The organism is Phycisphaerae bacterium (genome assembly GCA_019636475.1).
GTDB lineage: Bacteria > Planctomycetota > Phycisphaerae > UBA1845 > UTPLA1 > JADJRI01.
In genome coordinates this window covers 16,242-40,320 of sequence record JAHBXN010000016.1, presented here as the reverse complement: position 1 = coordinate 40,320, position 24,079 = coordinate 16,242, and the positions used below count along the sequence as shown (strand labels likewise).

General features: G+C 60.5%; 15 protein-coding genes. 5 read left to right on the top strand and 10 right to left on the bottom strand.

All coding sequences use genetic code 11. The features are described 5' to 3' along the window. Window positions 1–56 precede the first annotated feature (56 nt). Window positions 57–1,886, top strand: coding sequence for a hypothetical protein (locus KF841_16920; protein ID MBX3397040.1), 1,830 nt, complete (start codon window positions 57–59; stop codon window positions 1,884–1,886). A gap of 13 nt (window positions 1,887–1,899) precedes the next feature. On the opposite strand, the gene KF841_16915 is transcribed toward KF841_16920, so the two are convergent. The 4 genes from KF841_16915 to recJ form a co-directional block, all read right to left on the bottom strand. Continuing rightward, complete coding sequence (locus KF841_16915; GenBank protein ID MBX3397039.1) at window positions 1,900–2,901, bottom strand: zinc-binding dehydrogenase; 1,002 nt, start codon at window positions 2,899–2,901, stop codon at window positions 1,900–1,902. A gap of 203 nt (window positions 2,902–3,104) precedes the next feature. Next, on the bottom strand, window positions 3,105–5,987 hold the full coding sequence (locus KF841_16910) for a hypothetical protein (GenBank protein ID MBX3397038.1): 2,883 nt from the start codon (window positions 5,985–5,987) through the stop codon (window positions 3,105–3,107). A gap of 268 nt (window positions 5,988–6,255) precedes the next feature. Beyond that, on the bottom strand, window positions 6,256–7,296 hold the full coding sequence (locus KF841_16905; GenBank protein ID MBX3397037.1) for a type II secretion system protein: 1,041 nt from the start codon (window positions 7,294–7,296) through the stop codon (window positions 6,256–6,258). Window positions 7,297–7,767: 471 nt separating this feature from the next. Next, window positions 7,768–9,519: a single-stranded-DNA-specific exonuclease RecJ gene (gene recJ, locus KF841_16900; GenBank protein ID MBX3397036.1), complete on the bottom strand. Its 1,752-nt coding sequence runs from the start codon at window positions 9,517–9,519 to the stop codon at window positions 7,768–7,770. A gap of 143 nt (window positions 9,520–9,662) precedes the next feature. Here recJ and KF841_16895 point away from each other — a divergent pair, with 143 nt between their 5' ends. Next, window positions 9,663–10,319 carry a phosphoribosylanthranilate isomerase gene (locus KF841_16895; GenBank protein ID MBX3397035.1) on the top strand — a complete coding sequence of 219 codons (657 nt, stop codon included), beginning with the start codon at window positions 9,663–9,665 and terminating at the stop codon, window positions 10,317–10,319. A 75-nt stretch (window positions 10,320–10,394) separates the two neighbouring features. Here KF841_16895 and KF841_16890 read toward each other — a convergent pair whose 3' ends face one another. The 4 genes from KF841_16890 to KF841_16875 form a co-directional block, all read right to left on the bottom strand. Then, window positions 10,395–11,870, bottom strand: a complete 1,476-nt coding sequence (locus KF841_16890) for a M48 family metallopeptidase (protein MBX3397034.1) — start codon at window positions 11,868–11,870, stop codon at window positions 10,395–10,397. A 68-nt stretch (window positions 11,871–11,938) separates the two neighbouring features. Beyond that, window positions 11,939–12,499, bottom strand: a complete 561-nt coding sequence (locus KF841_16885) for a LemA family protein (protein ID MBX3397033.1) — start codon at window positions 12,497–12,499, stop codon at window positions 11,939–11,941. Window position 12,500: 1 nt separating this feature from the next. Further along, window positions 12,501–12,923 carry a zf-TFIIB domain-containing protein gene (locus KF841_16880; GenBank protein MBX3397032.1) on the bottom strand — a complete coding sequence of 141 codons (423 nt, stop codon included), beginning with the start codon at window positions 12,921–12,923 and terminating at the stop codon, window positions 12,501–12,503. Window positions 12,924–13,013: 90 nt separating this feature from the next. Further along, window positions 13,014–13,616, bottom strand: a complete 603-nt coding sequence (locus KF841_16875) for a helix-turn-helix transcriptional regulator (protein ID MBX3397031.1) — start codon at window positions 13,614–13,616, stop codon at window positions 13,014–13,016. A gap of 254 nt (window positions 13,617–13,870) precedes the next feature. On the opposite strand from KF841_16875, the gene KF841_16870 reads away from it, so the two are divergent. Next, window positions 13,871–16,189: a M4 family metallopeptidase gene (locus tag KF841_16870; GenBank protein ID MBX3397030.1), complete on the top strand. Its 2,319-nt coding sequence runs from the start codon at window positions 13,871–13,873 to the stop codon at window positions 16,187–16,189. Window positions 16,190–16,558: 369 nt separating this feature from the next. Here the strand turns inward: KF841_16870 and KF841_16865 are convergent, their stop codons facing one another. After that, on the bottom strand, window positions 16,559–17,668 hold the full coding sequence (locus tag KF841_16865) for a PEP-CTERM sorting domain-containing protein (protein MBX3397029.1): 1,110 nt from the start codon (window positions 17,666–17,668) through the stop codon (window positions 16,559–16,561). Between the two features lie 867 nt (window positions 17,669–18,535). Between KF841_16865 and KF841_16860 the strand changes: the two genes are divergently transcribed. Both KF841_16860 and KF841_16855 read left to right on the top strand, forming a co-directional pair. Continuing rightward, complete coding sequence (locus KF841_16860; protein MBX3397028.1) at window positions 18,536–19,429, top strand: acyl-CoA desaturase; 894 nt, start codon at window positions 18,536–18,538, stop codon at window positions 19,427–19,429. 111 nt (window positions 19,430–19,540) lie between these two features. Further along, a complete protein-coding gene (locus KF841_16855) occupies window positions 19,541–20,731 on the top strand; it encodes a hypothetical protein (GenBank protein MBX3397027.1) in 1,191 nt (396 codons plus the stop codon). A 21-nt stretch (window positions 20,732–20,752) separates the two neighbouring features. On the opposite strand, the gene KF841_16850 is transcribed toward KF841_16855, so the two are convergent. Then, window positions 20,753–23,965, bottom strand: a complete 3,213-nt coding sequence (locus KF841_16850) for a DUF4215 domain-containing protein (GenBank protein ID MBX3397026.1) — start codon at window positions 23,963–23,965, stop codon at window positions 20,753–20,755. Window positions 23,966–24,079: the final 114 nt, after the last annotated feature.

Below are 24,079 nucleotides of genomic sequence, written 5' to 3'. Positions count from 1 at the left end.
GTATCGCCAATAGAATTCCAAGAGCTGGGGACAGCCGCATTGCAAGGATGCATGCCATGCACAACAAATCACGGATGAAAACGCTCACAAGCCTGTCGTCTGCCGCTTTTCTTGGAATGGCGATCGCTGGATGCGGATCGTCTGCCAAGTCTGTCCCGGTTGCGACCCGCGGCTCCCACAGTGATCAGGCCGCTTTCAATCCGCAACGAACCTATCCCGATTGGGCATACGACCAGCCCGAATACACTCGGCCGATCGAAGAACCCGCGCCGGAACCGATGGCGCGTCCGGGCGATCCGGCGCACTATTTTGTTAATCAGAAGCTCGTCATGGTGCGACAACCGGGAGGGTATGAATCCGAGGAGACGCCGCGTATCGCCCTCTGGTGGACCAACGACAACGGGCGGAACTGGCAGCGGGAAGGGTATTTCGGCCGCGGCCAATCGTACTTCGCGTTCGAAGCGAGTTGCGACGGCGACTACGGCGTTCGATTCGTTGGACCGGGCCAGGACCCCGCCGAACATACGCCCGCATACCCGGTGCGTGTCTATCACGTGGACACTTCCGCACCCGCACTGGAGGTCTGGCTCGAGCCTCAGCAGACGTGGTATCAGGTCGGCGAACCTGTGACGATCACGTGGCGTGCGGTCGATCCGCATCTCGTCGAATCTCCTGTGCGAATCGGCCTGTTACTCGATTTCTCATCGGACGAGAGTCGCATGATCGAGTTACAGCGGGACCTCCCGGACGTCGGCTCATTCACGTTTGAACTGCCGGGATACGCATTTGATCACGAAATTTGGTTCCGTGTTGAGGCGGTTGACCGTGCCGGGAATGTCGGACTGGCCTGCACCTACGCCCTTCAGGTTGTGGATCATACGCTGGCGGACGCCGGAGTGGATTCGGACTGGCTCAGTTACATCGGTACCGAAGATTCCGCGTCGAATTCGTCGGAGCAGTTGGATGCGAGTGAGTCGGAGTTTGGCGCCGAATGGGGCGCCGCCGATCCCTGCGACGGTCAGGACGAATCGGATGTCGTCACGATGACGCCGGAGGAAGTTTCCCTTTTGTGGGAGCAGGCGGCCGACGATTACCAGGCGTTGCTGGCTGATTGGGCTCGACGATTCACCGAAGTCTCGCGCCGTGCCGAAAGAAGTGCGGTTTACGACGGTCCGCCTCGATTTGGTCGCGAAGAGTCGGCTGTCCTGCCGGCGAATTCGGCGATCGTCATTGATCCTTGCGATGATGAATCGCGAGAAGTCACCGACGCAGAGCGCGCCGCCTCAACCGCCTTCGCGCTCGTCGTCGATTGCGAGGAGCAGCCGAACAGCGATTTCGTTGACGGATCCGTCGCAAGCGTCCTGAGCGGCGGAGAAATCAAGGGCGAATCGGCGTCGGCCGGATTGCCATTCGCGACTGCCGCATCGAGAGGTCTTGTCGATTCAACGGGGGACGCGACACCCGACGGCGCGCCGGAAGCAACAGCCGGAGCCATGCAGCCGATCTCGCCAGCTGATGACATGACGCTTGTTGAGCCGTTCACATACGATCGCGTCGCAGGTCAAGTTATGGAGACGCCGCTCGATTCGTTCACGGCATACGATCCGACGGCCGGCAACGGTCTCTTTGCTCCGCTGCCTGCGACGACTGAGCAATCGTCGATGCGAACGGCGCACGCCCATCCCTGGCGTGCCCTCGGGGCGCGGCGGGTTGCACCGCTGGTCAGTGACAACATCTGGGCACTGCCGTCGCGCCGCGGCAGCTTCGGTTGGCAGCCTGAGTTCGAGGGCCGGTTTCTCGCGGACAACCCGACTCTGCGCAACGTGGCCGAGCCGCCTTCGGTATCATCGGCTTTCGCCGGCACGCCCTCGGGTGATGCGGACTGATCTCGTCGCGAGATCATGGTCTGACCACGATCTTTCCGAAGAATGTGCCGTCCTCCATTTGCTTCTGTGCAGCTGCCAGTTCTTCGAGCGGCCACACACGGTCAATAAGCGGCCTGACGATTCCGCGGTGCGCAAGCGCCCATGCTGCGTCGATAATTCGGTCGTCGCTGTAGAACTCTACGATGCCTCGGATCGTCACCTCCTGGAACATGAGCTTGGCTGCGGTGATCGATCCCGTCGGTCCGCCGACCATTCCCAGCACGATCCATCGACCATACCGGGCGATGGCATCCTGGGTTCTGGCGGCCGAATCTCCCCAAACCGGATCAAAGACGACATCAACGCCCCGGCCGCATGTCACGTCGCGCACGGTATCCCGAAAGTCCGCGGATCGGTAATTCACGGTATGGTCCGCGCCGAGCATGACCTTGGCCTTGACGCATTTCTCATCATTGCCGGCTGTTGTGATAACCGTCGCGCCGCAGGCCTTGGCGACTTGGATCGCCGCAGCGCCCGCACCGCTGCTGGCCGCATGCACGAGCACTGTTTCGCCGGGCCTGAGCTTCGCGATCCAGTTCAGTCCGTAGAACGCCGTGAGGTACACGCAGCCAAACGCCGCCGCCTCTTCGAATGAATATCCTGTTGGTTTCGGCGCGATGCAGTGCGCCGGCGCGAGTACGAACTCTGCGAAACCGCCCGGTCGCGCCGTGCCGATGATGTCCAGCAATCCGCGCGAAGCCGGACCCGTGACTCGCGGCTTCACCACGACTTCGCGGCCGACAAGATCGGCCGACACGTCCGCCCCGACAGCCGCGACCTCGCCCGCAATGTCGAACCCACCGGTGTGAGGCAGGGAAAATCCGGGCATGGTCGCCACGCCGGAACGCAGAAAGATGTCCATGCGATTCAGAGCCGCGGCCCTGACGCGAACGAGCACGTCGCCCGCGCCGGGCGTCGGCGTCGGCACTTCTTCATACCGAAGCACCTCGATCGAGCCTGGTTGATGAAACCGCACCGCCTTCATCTCGTGTCACCCCTTCAGCAAGTCCGCGCTATTGGTTACTGCGCGCTGATCCACATCGTGTTCCATGAGGCAACACTCATATTCTGATTAGGTCGATGGTGCAAGAAGGGTGCGCTTCAAAAAAAGAAGCGGGCCGGCAAGCGCGCCGACCCGCTCCTGAATAATCGACTCTGACCGGCCCGGTTGATCGTCCGTCAAGGGCAGCAGGTGCCGGCGCAGCCGGGGCAGTTGCCGCAAGCGATGGCCAGGTCGTCGGCATCGACGTCGCCGTCGCAGTCCAAATCGCCTTGAGCGTAGGTCGCACCGCTGGTGACCACGCCGATGTTACCCTGCAACGTCGTGATATCGCCACAATCGACGACGCCGTTCAGGTCGAGGTCGCCCATCTTCGTGTCAAGGATTTTCTCGACGATCTCCACCACGTCGGCACAATCGACCAGCAGGTCGCCGTTCATGTCACAACTCAGGTCCTTGTCGAAGTGGTTGTCGAGGTTCGTTCCCCAGACGCCGGCATAGATGTTCGCGCGCACATACTCGATGTCCGCGTGATTAACCACGAAGTCATGGCCGTGCGGCTGGGCGCCTCGCCACGGGGTGTTGCCGGCCACATCGCCTCGGGCATCGCCCGCGTCATAAGTGCCGGTGATGAGGACCGTGGTCGTCGGGACTTTTGTCGTGTCCGTGAAGAAGAAGTTACCTGCGGCGGTCGCGGCCTCCCAGGCTTCATCCACTTCAATGAAACCGGCCTTGCGATTGACGCTGCCGTTGACCAATGCCAGGCCGTCCGCGAAGTAGCGGATGTCCATGTGGTTGAAGTTTCCATCGCCGTCAAAGTCGCCCAGAATCTCCGGGATGATGTAATTACCCGGATGGTTCGCCGCGTCGGCCGCCGAGAAGGCGCGCGGATTGGACAGCGCCGCGAGCATCGGTGCGATGTCGTCAATATCGCGATCGCCGTCCGCCTCGAAGTCGCCCTGAATCTTCATCCGCGGAAAGACGCGCTGACCGCTTGTGATCGTCGGGGCGCCGTTGCCGTCAAGGTATGCGGCCGTACTGCCGTCGCTATAAAGGCCTGGGTTGTTGTTGCGAACCGGAACCCGACCACCGTCTCCCGGGAAGACCGAGCCGAATGCGGGAACGGTCGTCACGTTGATCGCTCGAACGTCGTCCTGAATGGCCTGATCGAATCCGGTGGTCGGAAGGTAGTTCATCGGATCCGTCAGTTCCGGCGTGGCGTCCACGCCGACGTCGAGAATGAACTGCTTCACAAGGATTTCGGCGGGCGAATTGAACTCCGGCGCCGCGCCGGAATTGACGTAGTTCGAAATGCTGACCGTCAGGTTCATCATGTAGTCGCGCGCCGCCGGGTTGTTCATCGGAGGATTGGTGTTCCCATCAATGCCGCTTCGGTAATCGCCACGGGTCGCGAGTGTCTGTGAACCTCCGATCTGCCAACCGGTATTCACGTCCGAGTTGTCGAGAACACTGTCAACGTCGCATCGAACGTACTGCGTTCCGCCGGCCACGTCCTTTCGGACATTCAGGATTTCGTACAGGCCGCCGATCGCATCGGCCGCGGCTCGATCCGCACCGAAGATTCCGGTGTATCCGAGGCAGAGACGGCGCTGCTGGGCGGCATTCTCTGAGTGGCTGGAACTGCCGCACTGCGTCGCTCGTGTATTGGGCCCGAGGTTTGTGTTGCTTGACGACGTCGTCTGGTTGCCGATGTTGTCACCCGAGGCCCAGCTCGGATCGATGCCGATCGAGTTGCTCCAGGCGTTGCGTGTTCCGGAGCCGACATCGCGACAGTTTACGATCAGGTTCTCACCGTTCGGCATTCGGCCGGTAACGAAGGCATACTGAAGCTCGCTGAACGTCACGTTTTCAAGGCCCGTTCCCCGGTTCGCAATGGGTACGACAGGGGAGTACGCGATCGTCGTGTCGAACACAGTGTTCGAATCCGGGTTCGCCGTATCCACGTTCAGAGTCACGAGCTGACCGGACTTGTTCGATCGTGAGAGCGGCTTGAGCTTGTTGGAGAAGCCGGTGTCAGAGGAACCGTTTGGATTGTCGCCGTATCCTGCAAAGGTCGGCTTGCGGTTCCATGACCCCGAGCCGCCCGGCGCCAGCACGAACCACTTGGTCGGTACGTCCATATTGGCGATGTCGACGCTTGTCGGGCAGATGGGCGAGCCGCTCTCGTTCGTGTCCGCGGAGTTGGGTGGGTTGCTCACATTGATCGCTCGGCCGCAATTCAGACCGCCGTCGAGAACGCAGCTCACGAATCGCGGCAGATCCAGCAGGTCGATGATGAAGTCGTCGTTGAGGTCGGCCCGATTGATGTCACAGCCAACGCCGGACAGCATTGCATCGATGAAGCCTCGGAGGTCGGCCCCGTCGATGATGCCGTTGCAGTCCATGTCGGCCGAATTCAGTGGCGGAAAGCAGTTGGCCTCGCAGCCGGAGAGCGGTCCCTGCTTGATGCCGGGTCCGGCCCATCGTCGTGCGTTGAGTACTCCCAGTTCAGTCGGAATGCGCGACGGCAAAATGCCGGCCAGTTGATAATCCACGAATTCCGCGAGACCGTTTCCCGAGCCGACGGATCGATACTGCACAATCCAGTGACCGTGCCATTTCTGACCGCAGGTGAAACCGGGCGCCAGTTGGTCAATGCCGTCCGGCGAATTCATCGGATCGCAGTCGAGATTGGCAAATCCGACGAACGGCTGGCCATTGCACGGGATGATATCGCCATCGACGTTGATCACGTCATTGGTCGCCGCGGGAAATTCGAAGAAGTTGGCGAAAAGCGTCGCACCGCTGATATTGATCTGGCCGCCACCGGGATGGTAATACACCTCCGGCACATCCGCGCAGGTCGTTCCGTCACCAAAGTACACGCTGTTCGGCACCGACGTGCATGTCGCTTCGTCGGCCACGACCACGCAGGTTGGCGTACCCGTCAGGGTGCTGACTCGCAGGCACGCGCCGGAGCCGAAGGCGGTACGTGTCGCGCAGGTCGTCACTGTCGCCATGACGGCAACCAGGGTGCAGTTTTTTAGCATGTTGTATCTCACGATATGCAATCCTCCTGGGAAAAAAGTCGAAACAGGTCAATCGACGATTCGGTGTCAGTTTTTCCTTCGACGATGTTGTGTGTGGTCCGTTCGTCCGGGTCGCTGCGAAGGATTGGTTGCTTCTTTCCCCTCCTTCGCTCTGAGCCTCCTTTCCATTGAAAAATGATCCTCCCAATCGCGGCGCGCGCACCGCTTCCGTCCTCTGGGCTCTGCCCGAATGATCGAGGTGCTACAACGAATATCGCACCAGCGAAGCGCTGCGGCTGGTTCAGTTTTGACTTGGCCACGGCGGACCGACCCGGTTGTAACCGTCGAGTCCGTAGTAGCGGAGTCCCCATTCACGCGTTTGCATCGTTGTAAGGACCGACTTCTTGTCTACGTGCATGTCGGCGTACAGGAAGTTTGCCGTCCCACCGGTATAGACATCGCCGCCGGGATGATGACGCCCGACGGAGTTGATTTCTGACAAGCCCGGATTGTCGATTAGCGCGGTTGCATTCTCGACCTGCTTCGCCGGAAGCAGGCCGAAGTAAGGCTCGTCGCCGTAGGTGAAGCCCGGCGTATCAATGCCAGCGGCATACTCATTCGATCCGCTGCTGATGTGGAAGAACGGATTGACGGGGCGATGCGACTTCACCACGACACCTCCGCCGGCATCGACACCGGTCGATTTCCAGTTCTTATTGAACTCCGTCAGGAGAATCGTCCTACCGCCGTCATGAATCCTGGACTCGTTTACGAGCATATTCACGCGCTGGCCGCCGGACAGCGTCTGCGTAAACTTGTTTCGCGGCATGATCGCGGCGTTGGCGGTGTATGCCATTCGGATCGCCTGTCGATCCTCCAGTTGATTCGGACTGGTCTGACCGTTCTGATCGGCCTGCCCGTCCTCCCACCCCGCGCGCCCGGGATTGGTTCGGGGGTGGCCTCCGTTCGGGATCGTCGGGCACTGGAACGCGGTCTCCGGCGCCTGACCGCCGGAATATAGAAACCAGGACCAGTGGATGTAACCGTACGGATTGCTCGGCAACTGAGTGTCCATTCCCCAGTTACCGTCGGCATCCGGATACACATAGCTGGGCGGAAAGACGCCGTTGTTTTCGCTTAGATAGGTCGAAACGGCCTGACCCACAGAATGCAGATTGGCGGCGCACTTCGTGGCCTGGCCGCTCTTGCGAGCGTTGGACAGCGCCGGCAGCAGCACCACGAGCAGCAGCGTGATGATCGAGATGACAACCAGCAGCTCAATGAGTGTAAACGCGGTGGCACTTGTACGAGCGGCGAAACGGTCGGGCGAAACTCTCTTCATCGACAATCTCCAGTCAGCGGCGATTCAGGCTCGATCCTTTATTTGGTGCGTCGCGTCTCAGCGCGAATACATCGCACCGCCTTGGACCTTCTTGATGAGAGCGGCGGGACGCATGACGCTCGCTCGGCGACGCACTCAGTGAGTGTCCAGGTTCATCTTGAGCACGATAGGAGCGACACCTCGCGAACCGCGGGAACGGCGTCGAGGTTATTCGTCGAAGGTTCAGAGTCCGGGCAGGGTCGCGTGAAGATATGATAAAATTGGAAACGGACGCGATGTTAGAATCGCGCTTGGATAGGATGAGGGTTCACGGCGCCCCGTCTCCTCAGGCGAACTTTTGTCTTGACAATGGGGTGATTGCCCTGAGCAGCGTGCGATGATTGGGCATTCGCGGCGCTTGAGACGGCGATTCGCGGAACGAGGGAGATTTCGGATTTGCGTGGAGAGTGACTCCGATGCAAAGGGCGATCCTCAATCCGGAAACCGGAAGTCCAGGATCTGCATCTCGACCGAGCGCTTGCCCATCCACTCGTTCACCTTCGGCTGAAATGCGACGCGACAGCGCCGGTGGTTTCGAAGGTCATCCGCGTGTCTACCCATTCCAAAGCCGATGCCGCGACAGGTTTGATGCCCATCCGTCAGTTGCACTTGTAAGTGCGTGCCGCTCGCGCCGACCGTTTTGGGTTCGGCGGCGAGGTGCAGCCAGTCCGTCGCAAGGCGCGGCGCCGCGTTGCCCGCGCCGAACGGCTCCATTCGATTGAAGTCCGCAAGCAACTGCTCTGTCAGATCAGCCAGGCTGACCACGTCGTCAATCATCAGTCTGGCCCGCAGATCGCCGGGGGTCAGCAACTGCCCCGCGCGATTCTGAAACGCGGCGCGAAATTCTTCAACCTTGCTGGACTCGATTCGCAAACCGGCGGCCATTGCGTGTCCGCCATACGAAATGAGATGCTCGCGACAATGTGCGAATGCCTCGTGCAGCGCGAAGTTCCGGATGCTTCGACCCGAACCCTGGCCGACCCCGTTTTCCAGTGCGATCATCACCGTGGGGCGGCCGAACTCCTCCATGACCTTGCTCGCGACGATGCCGATCACGCCGGCATGCCATTCGCCGGACGCCAGCACGATGCCCCGCACGCCGTCCGCATTCTGACCTTCCGCAATCACCATGTCGCGCGCTTCCCGGGCGATGCGCGATTGCACGCGCTGGCGATCGGCGTTGTGCTGATTGAGGTTTTTCGCAATCCGGACAGCCTCCGCCTCATCCGCCCGAGTGAGCATCTCTACGGCGAGCAGTGCATGTCCCATGCGACCGATGGCATTGAGCCGAGGCGCAAGCTTGAAGCCGATTTCGTAGCCGCCGAGAGTCTGCCCCGTCAGATTGGCCGATTGAATCAGCGCTTTGATTCCCGCCAGCCGGCTCGAAGGCAGGCCGCGCAGCCCGTTCTGGGCGATGACCCGATTCTCGCCGAGCAACGGCACCACGTCGGCTATTGTACCGAGTGCTGCCAGTCCCATGGCATCGATCAAAAAATCACGATACGCCGGCGATACTTTTTGGGAGTTCGACAGTTTCTGCGCGATGGCCCACGCCAGCTTCAGGGCGACCCCCGCCCCCGAGAGGTTCGGATTCGGATAGGAACTCGCGCCGTTCCTTGCCAGCGCCGGATGAACGATTATCGCATCGGGAAGTTGCACGACGCCATTCTCGTCCGTGTGCGCATTGTGATGATCGGTGATGATGAACTCGACGCCGAGCTCACGCGCCCGGGCCGCCGGTTCGATGGCTGTCACGCCACAGTCCACCGTGACGATCATTCCCGCGCCATCATCGGCGATGGACTCGATCGCCTCCGCATTTACGCCGTACCCTTCTTCCAGCCGGCGCGGAACATAGAACTCGACGTTCGCGCCCGCCAGCTTCAGGCAATGCCACAGTATTGCAACCCCCGTGATGCCATCCACGTCGTAATCGCCATAGATGACAATCTTGCGGCCGGCCTCGATGGCCGATGTAATCCGGTCAGCCGCCTCGATCGCGCCGGGCAGTGTTTCCGGTGCGGCCATATCACCCATTTTGGGGGACAGGAACTGACGGGCTGCTGCTTCGTCGCAGATGCCGCGGTTGTAAAGAACCTGCGCGACGATGGGCGAAACCCGCAGCGCCATCGCCAGTCGGTCCCGCGCTTCCCACGGCGGTGCAATGACCCAATCCTTGGGCATGTGGCTTCCTTAATGAAAAGGCTGAAGGTCGATCTCCAAATCTCCGCTGCGTCGGCGGTGAGATCATGGCCGGTGCGAACGGCACCGCGCATGTTAAGATCAGCGTGCATCCCGCTCAACTTGGGAAACATTGGGGTTGTTGCATGACACGCATCAAGGTCTGTGGAATCACCACGCCGCGCGACGCTCGCTTGGCGGCCGAAGCCGGCGCCGATGCGATCGGCCTCGTTTTTGCCCGGTCGCCGCGCCGCGTCTCCCTCGAACAGGCTGCTGCAATCGTTGAAGATCTGCCGCCGCACGTTCTGGCGGTCGGTGTATTCGTCAACGAACCGGCCGCTTCGGTCATTCGGATCGCCGAGGCGCTTGGTCTGGGTGAGGTTCAATTGCACGGCGACGAGCCGCCTCAGTCTGTGGGGGAACTCCGCCGTTGGCGCGTGGTCAAGTCCCTGCGTGTTCGGGATGCCGCATCACTCGATCCGGTGATGCGGTATGCCGATGCCGGCGCCGTTGCGGTTCTGCTGGACGCGTTCTCCGATCGCGCCGCCGGAGGCACCGGTTTGCTGTTCGATTGGGAGCTTCTGGCCCGCGCTCGCGAGTCGGGCGCCGTGGGGCACAATGTGCCATTGATCGTTGCGGGTGGGTTGACGCCGACGAATGTGGCCGAGTGCATCGGAATTCTGCGCCCCTGGGGAGTCGATGTCAGCAGCGGCGTCGAGGATGCTCCGGGCGTGAAATCGGCGGACAAGATTGCACGGTTCGTTGCCGCCGTCCGCGGGGTTGACTCCGGCGGATCTCCGTAGGGCGTGCGTCCACCGACGGCATTCAGTACGAGCCAGGATGGGGCGAACTGGATCAACGGTCCACGATGTGGACTGTTATCCGTTCTCCAAGCTCGATATCTTCACATGCCGCCCGCACGATCGGCAACTGGCCCGGGCTGCCGAGAAACTCGGGCTCAATTGAATCGTCTTGCCGCAGACGCACCGAAATGATTCCCAGCCGGTGGTTGTTCGCTGATAGGTCGACTCCGTCATCTTCGTGGCGGTTTCGCCCGCCGATGCACTCCGCGCGCGGGGAACAGCATTTTCGCGGCCGCACCGCGGACACGACACCGCATCGCGGTGCATGCCCGGCGGCAGCCTCAGCCGAACGCCGCACGCGCAGGGAATGATGGCGTAGTCCGCTGCCCGATCGAGCGCATCGTGCGCCTCGCGCGACCGCTCCATCGCTTCATCTTGCTGCGACGTTTCGACCGATGCGCTGCGCACAGGCACGCTCGCCTCATTGCGGAGGAATTCCTCGTTCAGCAGAGCCTTGCTCGAAGCCATGGCGTTGCGGAAGGCGTTTTCATAGTCCACATAGCCCGCGCCCGACATCGACCGGAGAATCGCAATTCGCTTTTTCAACGGCGGGTGCGTCGCAAAAACGCTGCTTGCCGACATCGGCTGCTTCGGGTTAGCGATGTAAAGCGGCACAAGGCTCTTGCTCACGTCGACCGCCGTGGGGCCGGCCCGTCCGATTTTCTCCAGGGCCGATGCGAGCCCCGGCGGATAGCGGGTGAAGCGGGCCGCGCAGGCATCGGCAAGGTACTCTCGTTTTCGCGAGCAGGCGAAATACAGAATGTGGGCCGCGACCGGAGCAAGTACGGCGAAAATCACCGCGACGATCAGCAGGAGAGCCTGTCCGCCGGAGTTCTTGCCGGAACTGGACGAACGGCGCGGAGTCGAGTACCACACCGATCGCAGGAAGGTCTCCGACACAATCACAATACTCCCGACCATGATCGATGCGAGCGTCATGAACCGAATGTCATAATTGTGAATGTGTGCGATCTCGTGCGCGACCACGCCCTGGAGTTCATCGCGATTCATGCGTTTCACAAGGCCGGCCGTGACGGCGACTGCGGCGTGATCCGGCGACAAACCCACTGCGAATGCATTCATGCCGTCATCGTCAATCAGGAACACACGCGGCGGCTTCGGAAGGCCGGCGGCGATCGTCATTTCCTCAACCACATTCCAGACCCGCGGCGCAGCCTCCCGGCTGATTTCGTGTCCGCCCGCCGCCCAGAGTATGGCCCGGTCGCCCCCGAAAAACGCGACCCCGGCGAGCGTGATCCACACGACCATCGCAACGCCGGTGCCGATCAGGCCGCCTGCGTTAAGGAGCACTCGGGGGTTGCGAGTCCAGCCGAAGAAGCGAGGCCCGTCACCCGGATCCTCCGCCCGGCCGATCTGATCGAGCATGTGGCCGTAGTCGTGGAAACCGCCTCGGACGTGATCGACTGCGACAAACTGGACGTGGATGGCCGCACCAATCACATAGCCGAGCGTGAGTAGGATGACCCCCATCAACGCGAGGAGCATCCATGAACGGCGTTTATTTCTTTCGATCGCTTCCCACATTCACGCCACGAGCCTCACGAAAAGCTCACCTTGGGGGCTTCGCGCTGTGCGGAATCGGTCAACTCGAAGAACTCTTCCTTCTCGAAATTGAACATGCCGCCGATGATATTTGTCGGAAACGACTCAAGTCGCGTGTTGAATTTCATGACGCTGTCGTTGTAAAACTGCCGCGCGAAGCCGATCTTGTTCTCGGTCGACGTGAGCTCCTCCTGGAGCGACAGGAAATTCGTATTCGCCTTCAAGTTGGGATAGGCCTCGGACAGCATCATCAGACGCCCCAGGGCTTGGCTCAGCTCGCCTTCCGCGGCAGAAATCGCCGCGGTGCCGTGCGCATCGACCGCCCGCGATCGTGCCTGAATGACGCGGTCCAGCGTTTCCTTTTCATGACCGGCATATCCCTTCACCGTTTCGACCAGATTGGGGATCAGGTCGTGACGCCGTTTGAGTTGCACGTCAATTTGAGACCACGCGTTCCGGACCTGGTTGCGCCCGGCCACGAGGCCGTTGAAGGCCGCGATCACCCACAGGATCAATACAACACCGACTCCGACGAAGACCCAGCCCAAACCCGGCATGTCAGGCTCCTTTCGGTTTGAAAGACTCCAACTCGCTCTTGAAAAGTTCAGCAAAAAAACTCGCCACCGCGCCCGTAACGCCGGACGGAGCGAGAGAAACCAGCTTGAATATCTCGCCCTGATCGAACCATTCACCGTGCCCGCGTGGACAGACATCGATCGTCAGGTGGTCCGGCGATTGGCCGAGCTTGATGGCTCGCAATTGACGTGTGCAACGGGGACAGCGGCGCTTCGATTTCGCGCTGCTGATTCGCTGGTCATGTCCGAGCAGCCCGCTGATCTCATCGGGGTTCGCACCCGCCCGCTCGGCAATGGAGGCAACCTCCCCCGCATCAAGCCACGTGCCCAGGCAGGCCAGACAATGATCGATCTCGATCCCGTCGAGTTCGACCGCCAGCATGGGTTCGTTGCACACAGGGCACATCGGCCGCGTATCCTCCAAGGCGTTGAAACGTAACAACGTCAATCGGGATAATCAATTATGATTCACGCTGAGTATAAAAGATCGATCGTTCTATAATCGGCGGCTTCGATGCAACATGGCCATCAACTCCCGCATCTTGGAGCGGAAAACACCATCAGCGACGCCAGCGCGCCGAGCGACCATCAGCCCGTGCCGGGTCAGCATGAGTCGCCCGGCAAAGTCGGCGAAATCGCCGTCTTCAAGGGATATTCGACCCTCCTCATCGGCTCGCTCGAGGGCGAAACGGATCGCAGACTCCAGGCGTTTGATAAGTTCAGTGGCGATGGCGTGCGATTCCGGCTCGAGGTCGCCCAGTTCGATCAGGCTGTTCGTGAGAAGGCACCCGGCGGGCAGATCGGGGGCTGACCGAGCCGATCCCGTCCAGTTGGCGAACAGCTTGGCAAGCCCGTCAAACGCATCGATTCGAGGTCCTAACAGCGACAGCTCTTTCGCCAGTTCGGACTCGCTGTAGCGGGCGAGTGCTGCACGGAAAAGCCGGCGTTTGTCGCCGAATGTGTCGTACAGGCTTTGACGGCTGACTCCCATCGCTTTAACGAGGTCGTCCATCGACGCAGCGTGATAGCCGCGACGCCAGAAAAGGTGTGTCGCCCGTTCAATTGCGATCTGCGGATTAAACTCTTTCTTTCGCGGCATTCTGGGCGGATCTCCATCGCGGCTCTATTTAAGAATAATCATTCTAAAATAGCTTTCAAATCCTCACGAAAATTAATCTCCGGGCTCGAACCGAATGATCCCATGCTGAAGCGATGTAAGTCTATTTATTAAAGCTAGTTATATCTATCTCGTGTTTTTCGCGGTCCGCGGGGCAGATTCAAGCGTCCCATGGGTACCTCATTTCGAAACCGGCGTCTGACCGGAGAGACCTTAGCGAAATGGGAGACTCGACAATGAATCTGCGATTAATGAGTCATCAGGACCGAAAATCAGCTCGACGGGCAATGGAACTCGCCATCGCCGCCGCTGCATTTTTCACCACGGCCGCGGTGGTTCTGGCTCACCCGGGATTTTCCGAATCGCAGCGAGCCGCTCTGCGTGAGTTGGAGCAGCGCTCGACCGGCCAGGTGGAGGTTAGCGTTCGCGAACAAGCAGGGACACCGCGCCAGATTCGCGTATCCAACGGAGTTCTGATGAGTGCGGCCGCCGGCTCCGCACACGCTCGCGGCGATGTCACTGCCGCCACCGCCGCTGCCTTTCTTGAGGCTCACAAGGAGATACTGGGCCTGTCCGACCCCACATCCGAATTGATGCTTAAGACCCGGAAATCGAATGAAGACGGACGAACAAGCATGCGATACGCCCAGCGGTTCGACGGTCTTGCGGTTTGGCCGGCAGAGTTGATCGTCAATCTCGACACCGACGGCAATGTCGAGGCGCTGAGTGGTGCGTTCACCAGAACCCCTGATCAACTGAGTACAACGCCGACGCTCGGCTCGGAAAAAGCCGAGGCTTTGGCGCGCATCGCCGTCGCCGCGGATGACGCGGAACTCGAGTCCAGCGAACTGATCATCTACAACGGCGACGACGGTGCACGCCTGGCCTACAAGTTGGAACTGCACGCCTCGCTGTCACGGCACATGGTTGTTGTGATCGACGCGCACACCGGCGCAGCGATTTCCGCGTTCAACACTGTCTGCACGGCTCACGTCAACGGCTCAGGACTCGACCTTCGCGGGCAGACACAGCAGTTCGGCTGCTGGCAGGAAAACGGCGCCTATTACATGATCAACTCGTCAAAGCCGATGTTCGACGGCTCCGTAAGTCCGACTGACGTCAACAACGCTCGCGGCGCGATCATCATCCTCGATAGCCAGAACACCTGGTACGATCAGGGCGGCCGGCTCGTCCACGTCACCTCGAATACCCCAGACAGTTGGACGATCCCGGACGCGGTCAGTGCGGCGGCCGGCCTTTCGCAGACCTACGACTACTATCTCGCGGCTTTCAATCGCAATGCTCTTGATGGACGGGGCGGCTCAATGAGGGCGATCGTTCGCTATGGCCAGGGGTTTCAAAACGCCTTCTGGAATCCGCAGGCGAATGTGATGGTCTTCGGTGATGGCCTGCCGTTCGCCGGGGCACTCGACGTCATCGCACACGAACTGACGCACGGCGTGACGTCGAACGAATCCGACCTGGTCTATCAGCAGCAATCGGGCGCGCTCAACGAAGCCATGTCCGACATCTTTGGTGAAGTGGTAGAGGCCTATGTTCGCGGCCAGTGTGATTGGAAGAAGGGTGCGGATATGAATTCCGTCATGCAGGACTACGCCAATCCGAATAGCGTATCCCAGTTCAACGGAATCCCAAACCCGGCAAACATGAGCCAGTACATCAACACCAGCGAAGACAACGGCGGCGTTCATCTCAACAGCAGCATCATCAACCACTGCTTCTACCTGCTCGCACAAGGCATGCAGGATTCGATCGGCATCAACAACGCAGCGGCCATCTTCTATCGGGCCAACACGAATCATCTGACGCAGAATTCGCAGTTCGTCGATTGCCGACTCGCCTGCATCCTCGCCGCCGACGAGATCTTCGGCGCGGGATCGATGCAATCGCAGGCGACGGCTCGAGCGTTCGACACCGTTCAGATTTTCGGCAACGGTTCACCGGTGCCTAATCCGACGCCCAATCCGATACCGAACGGCGCGGACGATCAGTTCGAGGACAACGATTCACCCGAACAGGCCGCGCAACTCTTCGCCGGTGCGAGCGGGCTCGTTTGCAACGATGACGACTGGTTTTTCCTCGACATCGTCCAGGGTGGCCGGCTTCCCGTGGAAGTGATCGGCGACGGCGGCGACCTGGACCTCTATGTCTTCGATGCAGCTGGAAATCTCCTCGGCTCCGGTGAATCGGAAGGTTCCTACGAATCGGTTCAGGTCGAGGTCGGTGCGGGCCGGGTGTATATCCTCGTCTATCCGTACGATGGAATGACAGCCGGTTACACCCTGGCCATCTCAGGTGACACGGGAAGGACACCGGAACCCGCGCCGACGCCGAATCCAGGTCCGACTCCCACTCCCTTTCCGTCGCCCGCGCCGACACCGAGTCCGTTTCCTTCACCGGCACCCACTCCGAATCCGGGCCCGGTGGTGGAAATGCCGGTGACGTGTGGAGCCGGCGGAGCCAGTTTCATGATGGCTTCGCTTGCGGGACTCATTGGAGTGGGCGCCGCAGGTCCGAAGCGACGCCGAAAGTAGTGACAGACCATTGGCCCTGAGCGTGCGGCACACGGCGAGTGACTCACCAAGGAATCCGGTGCCCGTGCGAAGTCAATGATCGATCTCAGACATTGTAGACGCACCCCGCGGGCGGTTTCGAGTCATCGAGCCGCCTGCGGCCGTTTCCCGTCCTCGACGATCGGGCCTTCTTATGCGGTGATGCGAAGTGTTCTTTGGATCATTCCATGGTCGCCGCGCAATTAGAAATTAAAAACCCCGCTTCGTATGCGAACGAAGCGGGGTCTCATTTCATGTAAAGGTGATGGCGTCACGCCGAGGCGTGTGATTCCGATTTCCGCGACGGCAGGACGCTCGCGATGCGCCACCGTCAGGCGTCGGCGCGTCCGCTCAATGTGTCGCCAACGGTCGATTCATTAGGCCGCCGCGCTTCCGGATTTGCAGACCGATGGCTGCCAAAGCGCCCAGCAGCAGCAGCGTTCCGGGCTCCGGCACTTCGGAGCGATCCGTCACATAATTGCCATTTCCGTCGTCCGACGATCCCGGCGTCAGGACCAGTCCGAGACCTTCAAAGCCCGGCAGCGTCGAAGGCGGTCCATTCATGATGAAGCCGAGCGGGTCGTTCTTGAATGCCTGAATGAACAACTGCTCAATCATGAATTGCACTTCTTCGTCACTCAGCTTTTCGCCGCCGCGCATGGCGTCGACAAGTTCATCCGCGGTCCGCTCCTTGCCTGCTGCCGCGGAGAAAATGCGAGGCACTGCACCGGCCAGTTCGGATCCGTTTGCCTGAAATATGCTGGCCAGCAGGTCCATGCCGATGTGGCCTGACAGATTGATCGGGCCCGTGTCGAAGTCCGTCACTTGCTCATCCTTGAGAGCCACGCCGTCGGCCGTGAAGCTGCCGACGTTAACGATTCGCGCGTCAAAATCGTAAAAGCCGAGAATGTTGATTTTGCCGGAGGCATCGAACTGTATATTGCCGGCCCATTCGAGATCCTGGATGCCGGTGTTGAGCGTTGCCGTGTAGGAGATCGGCTCGTTGTTGAAATTCGAGACGCCGCTGAACTGGTTGAAGTTTCGCTGACCGGATTCCGTCAGGAAGAACACTTCGGGAATCAGCCGGGTCTTGAAACCGAATCGTCCGTGAACGCCGGTGTACTGTGACTGACCCAGCGCGGGGTTCGGCCCCAGCTCGAGTTTGAGTCCGCCCAGATCTAGAAAACTCGGCTCGCCGAACGAGTCCGGCCCGAAGAATCGGTAGAATTCGTACGCGTAACCATCACCGACGCGGTCATATTCCACGCGCTGCGTGAAATTGTTGAAGTCAAATAGGGGCCCATTCTGCGGGAACGAGATGATATTCGGGCTCAGGCCGTAGTTCAGATCGCGAAAGAGTGTTCGCTGCAGCGCGCCCCATTGGGCATGTGTCGGAGTCGTGCTCGTGATCAGGACGGCCGCGAAAACAAAGCTCGCGGTCAGAATGCGGCGGTGATTCATCGGTGATCCTCCCGTGTTGACGCTCCGGATCAGAGCGTCGGTCGGCGAAACCGAGCGGTCGCGGGGCCTGCGACGCACGCAATACTCGCTCCTCGAAATATCGGCCTTCGATCTAGCGCAATTTACCTGGCGAATTTCGACCCCTGGAAGTTATAAGACGCGGAAGTTCTTCCGATAAAAAATGGGGTGTGCCCATTGGGATGAAGCGATATTTCGAAAGGAGAGGGTGGCTGAATTCGCTTCGCGCAAATTTCGCGGTTGTGTGATCGCGATCGCGCTTTTTTCGAGTTTGCCAGGTCGTCGCGACGCGATCCCTCAGAATCAGGATCTGCCGCCATGAATGGGCCTTGCCTTCCCGGCCGCGCTAGACTCTACTTCACGAATGTTGGTCGCGCGACCCGCGCGATTCGACCGCACGAATGGATTGGCGGGACCCATCAACGGCGTTTGGCCGCAGGGAGGCGTGCCCCTTTCCATCCATCCAGAACGTGATACCTCACGGTAAGCTGCCGCTGCGAAACGGCCGCGCTTTGTATCCACCGGGCGTGGGGTCGTCAGGCTGCCTGCCTCCGGGGCATCTGGGTGAATCGGAAACGTCAGCGCGGTCGGTCGCCGTGGACGGTCTCGGACCTCCGTATGGGGGTTGTCCAGGACAGCCTGGATAGCAGTCCTGTTATGTGGTTACACAAACTCTTTAACCCAATTCGCCCTCTTTGATCTCGTGCGGGCGAATCGTCGATCCGGTTGATCTGACGAAGCACGCTTAGATAGGAATACACAGTGACCTCGATTGTACGTCCGCTTCATCGTCTTATCGAACTCATTGACACCCATCGAATCAAGCCGGAAACCCACGCCGGTCGCAGGATGCGGAGCGATCCGGTTCGATGGATCCCTTACATCATCCTTCACTCGGGTCTGATCGGACTTTTCTGGGTCGGATTCAGTTGGACAGCCTTGATCACCGCCGCCGTGCTTTATGTGCTGCGGATGTTCGCAATCACGGGCTTTTACCACCGGTACTTTTCGCATCGCACGTTTCGCACGTCGCGCTTCGGGCAGTTCGTCTTCGCGGTCTGGGGCAACAGCGCAGCCCAGCGCGGACCGCTCTGGTGGGCATCGCAGCATCGGAAGCATCACAGCACTTCCGACGAGGAGGATGATGCCCATTCTCCGCTCCAGCACGGTTTTTACTGGAGCCATTTCGGCTGGCTCACGGACTCCGCAAACTATCCGACCGATCTCAGGCTCGTGCCCGATCTTGCAAAGTATCGCGAACTGGTGTTTCTCGACCGTTTTGACGGCCTGGTTCCGCTGATGCTCGCGGTCACGCTCTTCGGATTCGGCGAAGCGCTTGCCCTCTGGGCGCCCGGTCTGGGCACCAACGGCTGGCAGATGCTCGTCTGGGGATTCTTCGTCTCGACGGTCGTTCTGTTTCATGCGACCTGCCTGGTGAATTCGCTCGCGCATACGATGGGCACGCGCCGTTTCAAGACGAAGGATGACAGCCGAAACAACTTCTTCATCGCGGTCGTCACGATGGGCGAAGGCTGGCACAACAACCATCACCGTTATCCGTCGTCTGCTCGGCAGGGCTTCTACTGGTGGGAAGTGGACGCCACCTATTATCTGCTCAAACTCTTTGAACTGGTCGGATTCGTCTGGGATGTGAAGCCTGTCCCGGAGAAACTGCTCGCCGACGGTCGAAACGGCGGAGCGACATGCGAGGATGCTCACTCCACGACGACTTTGTGCGAGTAAGTCGGTGCAGGGAAGCCGGGTCGCCGCGCTGAGCCGTCAGGGAAATCAGAGGCCAATGCCACGCGATCCGGCCTGCTGTCGGGCATTCGACTCGCCCGTACAATCCTGGTGATGTCGCTGCCTTTGCCAATTACTCGCCTCTCGATCTACTCGCTCGCAATTCCGATGCGTCGGAAGTTCTCCCATGCCGCGGCGGAGCGCGTCTGCGCCGAACCGATCGTCGTGCGAATCGAGATGGCGGACGGTTCAGTGGGGCACGGCGAGACGCACCCGAGAACCTATGTCACGGGCGAGTCACCGCTGGACGTGATCAACTCCATTCAGCGCATCTTCGTGCCGATCCTTGTCAACCTGCGACCGACCAGCTTCGGCGAACTGATCGAGGCCGCCGCTGATCTTCCGATGGTCGACGGCGGCCGCCCCATCACCGCCGCCCGCGCTGCCGTCGAGCTTGCGCTGCTGGATGGATATGGCCGTGCGTTCGGTCGCTCGCTGGATGGCATCGCAGGCTATCTGGAGGAGCCGTGGCTCGGCGCGCCGGGTTGCCGATCAATCACGCGATACAGCGTCGTCGTGTCGAGCATGGATCCGGACCGTGCAGCTCGATTTGTGCGGAAGGTTCGATGGGGGTTGATCCGCGATTTCAAGATGAAGGTCGGCGACGAGGCCGACGATGTGCGGCTTCGCAGAACGGTCGATGTGCTTGGCAGGAGCCTTCGCACCGGGCGGACGACGCTGAGAGTCGACGCCAATAGCGCATGGAATTACAACGCGGCCGTGGAACGCCTCGGGGGCTGGCGCGATCTGCCCATCACCTGTTGCGAACAGCCGCTGCCGCGTGCGGCCGTGCTCGATTGGCCTCGGCTGGCCGATGCCTCGCCGATTCCGCTGATGGCCGACGAATCGTTGGTGACCTGGGAGGACGCCGAAGACCTCGCTGCGCGGAAGGCCGTTCGGTGGTTCAATATCCGCATCAGTAAGAATGGCGGCCTGATTCCGGCGATTCGAATGGCGATTCTCGCGCGGCGTCACAACCTGTTCTACCAGCTTGGTTGCATGGTGGGCGAAACCAGCATTCTTTCGGCGGCGGGGCGCTGGTTTCTGCAACTCGTGCCGGACGTCCGATTCGCCGAAGGCAGTTTTGGCAGATTCCTCCTCAGTGACGATGTCACGGCACATTCAATGCGGTTCGGATGCGGCGGCCGATGGAAGCCGCTCACCGGGCCGGGACTGGGAATCGAGGTCGACCCCGCGCGTCTCGACAGGCTCGCCATCAGCAAGCCGATTGAAATTCAGTTCTGACGCGTCACGGCGGAGCGGTCGTCAATTCGAAAGCAAGGCCGCCACGAAGCCGGAAACATCGCCGAGGTCCAGCGCGCCGCTGCTGTCAAAGTCGCCGTGGCAATTGTGCCATGTGGTCGCACCATTCAGCAGGGCATGAACGAACTCATCGACATCGAGACCGTCCAGCGCGCTGTCGGCGTTCATGTCGCCGTCAGCCGGCGTCTCCGGCTGCCCGCAACCGCACGTCCCCGGAACAATCTTGTTGGGGTCATTCGGACACTGGTCATTGCAGTCGGGCGTTCCGTCGCCGTCTGAGTCCGTGTCGGCGACGCCGCAGCCGCAGGCGCCCGGATCGGTCTTGCCCGGATCATTGGGGCAGCCGTCGGCGCAATCCGGCGTGCCGTCGCTATCGGAATCGATCAGCGTGTTGACGCATTGATTATTCACGCATGTATCAGCGGTGCATGGGTCGCCGTCATTGCAGTCGCCCGGGACCGTGCATTCGAATGCGGAGCAGCTGATCGTCATTACGCCGCTGCCAACCGCCGACTGGAATCCGCCGATGCGGATGAGATACTGATTTCCAGCGACCGCGTCGAATGTAAGCTCGGATCGCGTGGTATCGCCGCATGCGTCGTCATTGCACGCGATGGACGATTCCGCAACCGGGCAGGACGAGCCGTAAACCGCCACTTTCGTGTCATAGCCGCTGCCGCAAAGGCCGATGGAGACTGTTCCCGTGCAACTGGCGGTGTATCGATACCAGATGTCGGAGCCGACCTGGGAGTATCCGAAGAAACTGCACGCGGCCGGTTCATCCGGCCCGTCCGTCGTCGCGCCGGTTGTGTCGAAATTGTAGGTGCCGTCTCCGATGGGTGTCGCGTTCGCGCAATTGTCGTTGGGGACAATGCTGGTTCCGGTGATGGCGAGCGTGTAGTCGCCGGAATCGGCGGCGCTGTAGCCGTCGACGATGATGTAGTACTGCGTGCTGCCGACAAGATTGACGCCTGTAAGCTGGGATCGGTACGAGGCCGGCGGGGACCCCGGGCAGCCGTCATCGTTACAGGCGACGGGCGTTCCGGGTGTCACGGCACCGGCATAGATATAGACCTTGGTGTCATATGACGACGCACACATGTCGATGTTGATGATCTGATTGACCGGCGGCGTGTATGAGTAGACCAGATCCCGGCCGCCGGTCGCCGTGAAGGCGCATGCCTCGTTGTAATTGTCGGTGCAGGAGGAGGTATTGCCCGATCCGTTGTACGGCAGTGCCGGAATGACGATCGGATTCGCGATGGTGTCGTTCGGGCACGGATTGGCACCGGAACATGACACGGACAGATCAAACGTGCCCGATGTGCTGTTGTATCCGGACACACGAATGTAATAGGTGACGCCGAAAGTGACGGGCCAGGTAACCAGCGATTTGCGATTCTGTCCGGCCAGACTGCACGCCGCAGGCGATCCGACGGCATCGTCGTTGCAGGTGATTTCGGAGCCGCCGCATGATGAGAAGACCGCGAGCGTCGTATCGAAGTTGGTCGCCGGATTGCAGGTTGAAGCGGTGGCGGTTCCGTTGCATGTGGCCGTGTAGCAGTACCATTCGTCGATCACATCGAGAGTTCCGCCGCAACTGGTGTCATTGCCGGCGCCGGTGTTGTTGGCTGTCGATCCGGAGCTGGTGCCGTCGGTGATGGTGATGCACGTGTTGCATTCATCACCGGCCGACGCCTCGATCTGGCATGTTGAACTGCAACCGTCGCCGGAGGTGGTGTTGTTGTCGTCGCATTGTTCGCCGGCCTCGATGATGCCGTTACCGCAGACCGGAGTGCCGCCGCCGGGCACGAGGGTGTCGAGCGTCGTCGCGCCGGTGCCGGACGGATCCAGCCAGTTGCTGAGGCGCGTCGCGTTGGTGCCGCCGCCGGCCCAGGATACGCTGAATCGACCGAACCAGTCGGACAAGTTGTTGCCGCAGGCGGCGGATCCGCCGTGCAGCTGGCCGATGATGCGCCGCTGCGGGCTATAAAGCGGCGAACCTGAGGATCCGGGTTCGGTTGTGCCGAGATCCCAGTCTGCCACTCGGATATGAGAACCGTTGCCGGGTGATGAGGTTCCGCCGTAGCTGGTGGTTGTGACCGGGTCGTTTTCGAAGCTGATGCGTTTCTCATCGGTGTTGGGGTGGTGAATGCAGACGGCGCTGGACTGGTTTCCGGCAGATCGATCCCAGCCGGAGAAAGTCACGCCCCATGCGGCGTTTGGTGAACTATTCAACTGCACGAGCGTCATGTCCGACGTGCTGTAATCGGCGCGGAAGGTGGCGCCGCTCGTGAACTGGCTTAGCGACCCGTTGCCCGGGTTGCCGCTGGCCGCGCTGCCGGGTGTGCGGCAAGTCGAATTCTGGTAGTTCCAATAGACAACCATCGTTGCGGCATTGCCGCTGCTGATGCCGCAGTGATCGGCCGTGAGGAAGTAGGGGATCTGATTCTGTGCCGTGTTGTTGATCATTGCGCCGGTGCAGGTCCAGATGCCGTTGAGTGTATAGACGCCGACGGACCGGATTTCATTGATCCAAGGCGCGCCTTCGGGGCACACGACATCGACATTGCATGAGCCTGATCGCGGTTCAGCCAGCACGACAGCACCGGCATTAAACCCGCGGTAGCCGTAGCTGACCTGACCGAGCTCGAGGGCGACCTCTTTTCGATCGGCGCCGGCGTGCAGGTGCAGTTCGATGATTACGGCGTCGCTGCGGATCAGCGGCGTCCAAAGCTGGCCATGATCCTGATTGTCCGCGTCGGTGAAGGGCCGGACGATTTCTGTTCGATCCTCACTGAACACCACGAGTTCGCCACCGGCGGGCATGTGATACCGGGTGAAACCGAGATTGACGTGAACCGCTCCGGCGGCATCAATTCTCATTCGCCAGAGCTGAGTGCCGTCTTCGAGAACTTCCCAGAATCCGTCGCTTTCGGGTGTGATGACCACCTGAAACGGAACGGCAATGCGCATCGGCATGCCGACCGCTTCGGCCGCGACGTCCTCGGCCTGGACGATTTGCTGGTCGATCGGGCCGACGAGCAAGGTCGGCAGCGCCGCAGTCGGGGCGAGATCGGTTCGGTCGGAGTATATCTTGGGCGCGGCGACGGCCGGTCCGGACAACATCGCAATGGCAAGAAGCGTCGTCGTAAGCGTCCAGAATTTCTGAGATCGGCGCGTGCGTGCGTTTGGTGTGATGTTTTCTGAGTCCATAATTCCCCGCTCCGTGTGTTCCGCGAAATGTACGGCATGGGCCTGCAAAATGCGGCTGCCGCTCTGTTTACAATATCAGATTCGTCAGGCACGTTCCACCGTTTCATGCTGATA

Bases quoted from the DNA above. Each gene is read 5' to 3' on its own strand.
- KF841_16920 (MBX3397040.1), top strand. From the start codon at position 57: ATGCACAACAAATCACGGATGAAAACGCTCACAAGCCTGTCGTCTGCC.
- KF841_16905 (MBX3397037.1), bottom strand. From the start codon at position 7,296: ATGAAGAGAGTTTCGCCCGACCGTTTCGCCGCTCGTACAAGTGCCACC.
- recJ (MBX3397036.1), bottom strand. From the start codon at position 9,519: ATGCCCAAGGATTGGGTCATTGCACCGCCGTGGGAAGCGCGGGACCGA.
- KF841_16895 (MBX3397035.1), top strand. From the start codon at position 9,663: ATGACACGCATCAAGGTCTGTGGAATCACCACGCCGCGCGACGCTCGC.
- KF841_16890 (MBX3397034.1), bottom strand. From the start codon at position 11,870: ATGGGGGTCATCCTACTCACGCTCGGCTATGTGATTGGTGCGGCCATC.
- KF841_16885 (MBX3397033.1), bottom strand. From the start codon at position 12,499: ATGCCGGGTTTGGGCTGGGTCTTCGTCGGAGTCGGTGTTGTATTGATC.
- KF841_16880 (MBX3397032.1), bottom strand. From the start codon at position 12,923: ATGTGCCCTGTGTGCAACGAACCCATGCTGGCGGTCGAACTCGACGGG.
- KF841_16875 (MBX3397031.1), bottom strand. From the start codon at position 13,616: ATGCCGCGAAAGAAAGAGTTTAATCCGCAGATCGCAATTGAACGGGCG.
- KF841_16870 (MBX3397030.1), top strand. From the start codon at position 13,871: ATGAATCTGCGATTAATGAGTCATCAGGACCGAAAATCAGCTCGACGG.
- KF841_16865 (MBX3397029.1), bottom strand. From the start codon at position 17,668: ATGAATCACCGCCGCATTCTGACCGCGAGCTTTGTTTTCGCGGCCGTC.
- KF841_16860 (MBX3397028.1), top strand. From the start codon at position 18,536: ATGCGGAGCGATCCGGTTCGATGGATCCCTTACATCATCCTTCACTCG.
- KF841_16855 (MBX3397027.1), top strand. From the start codon at position 19,541: ATGTCGCTGCCTTTGCCAATTACTCGCCTCTCGATCTACTCGCTCGCA.
- KF841_16850 (MBX3397026.1), bottom strand. From the start codon at position 23,965: ATGGACTCAGAAAACATCACACCAAACGCACGCACGCGCCGATCTCAG.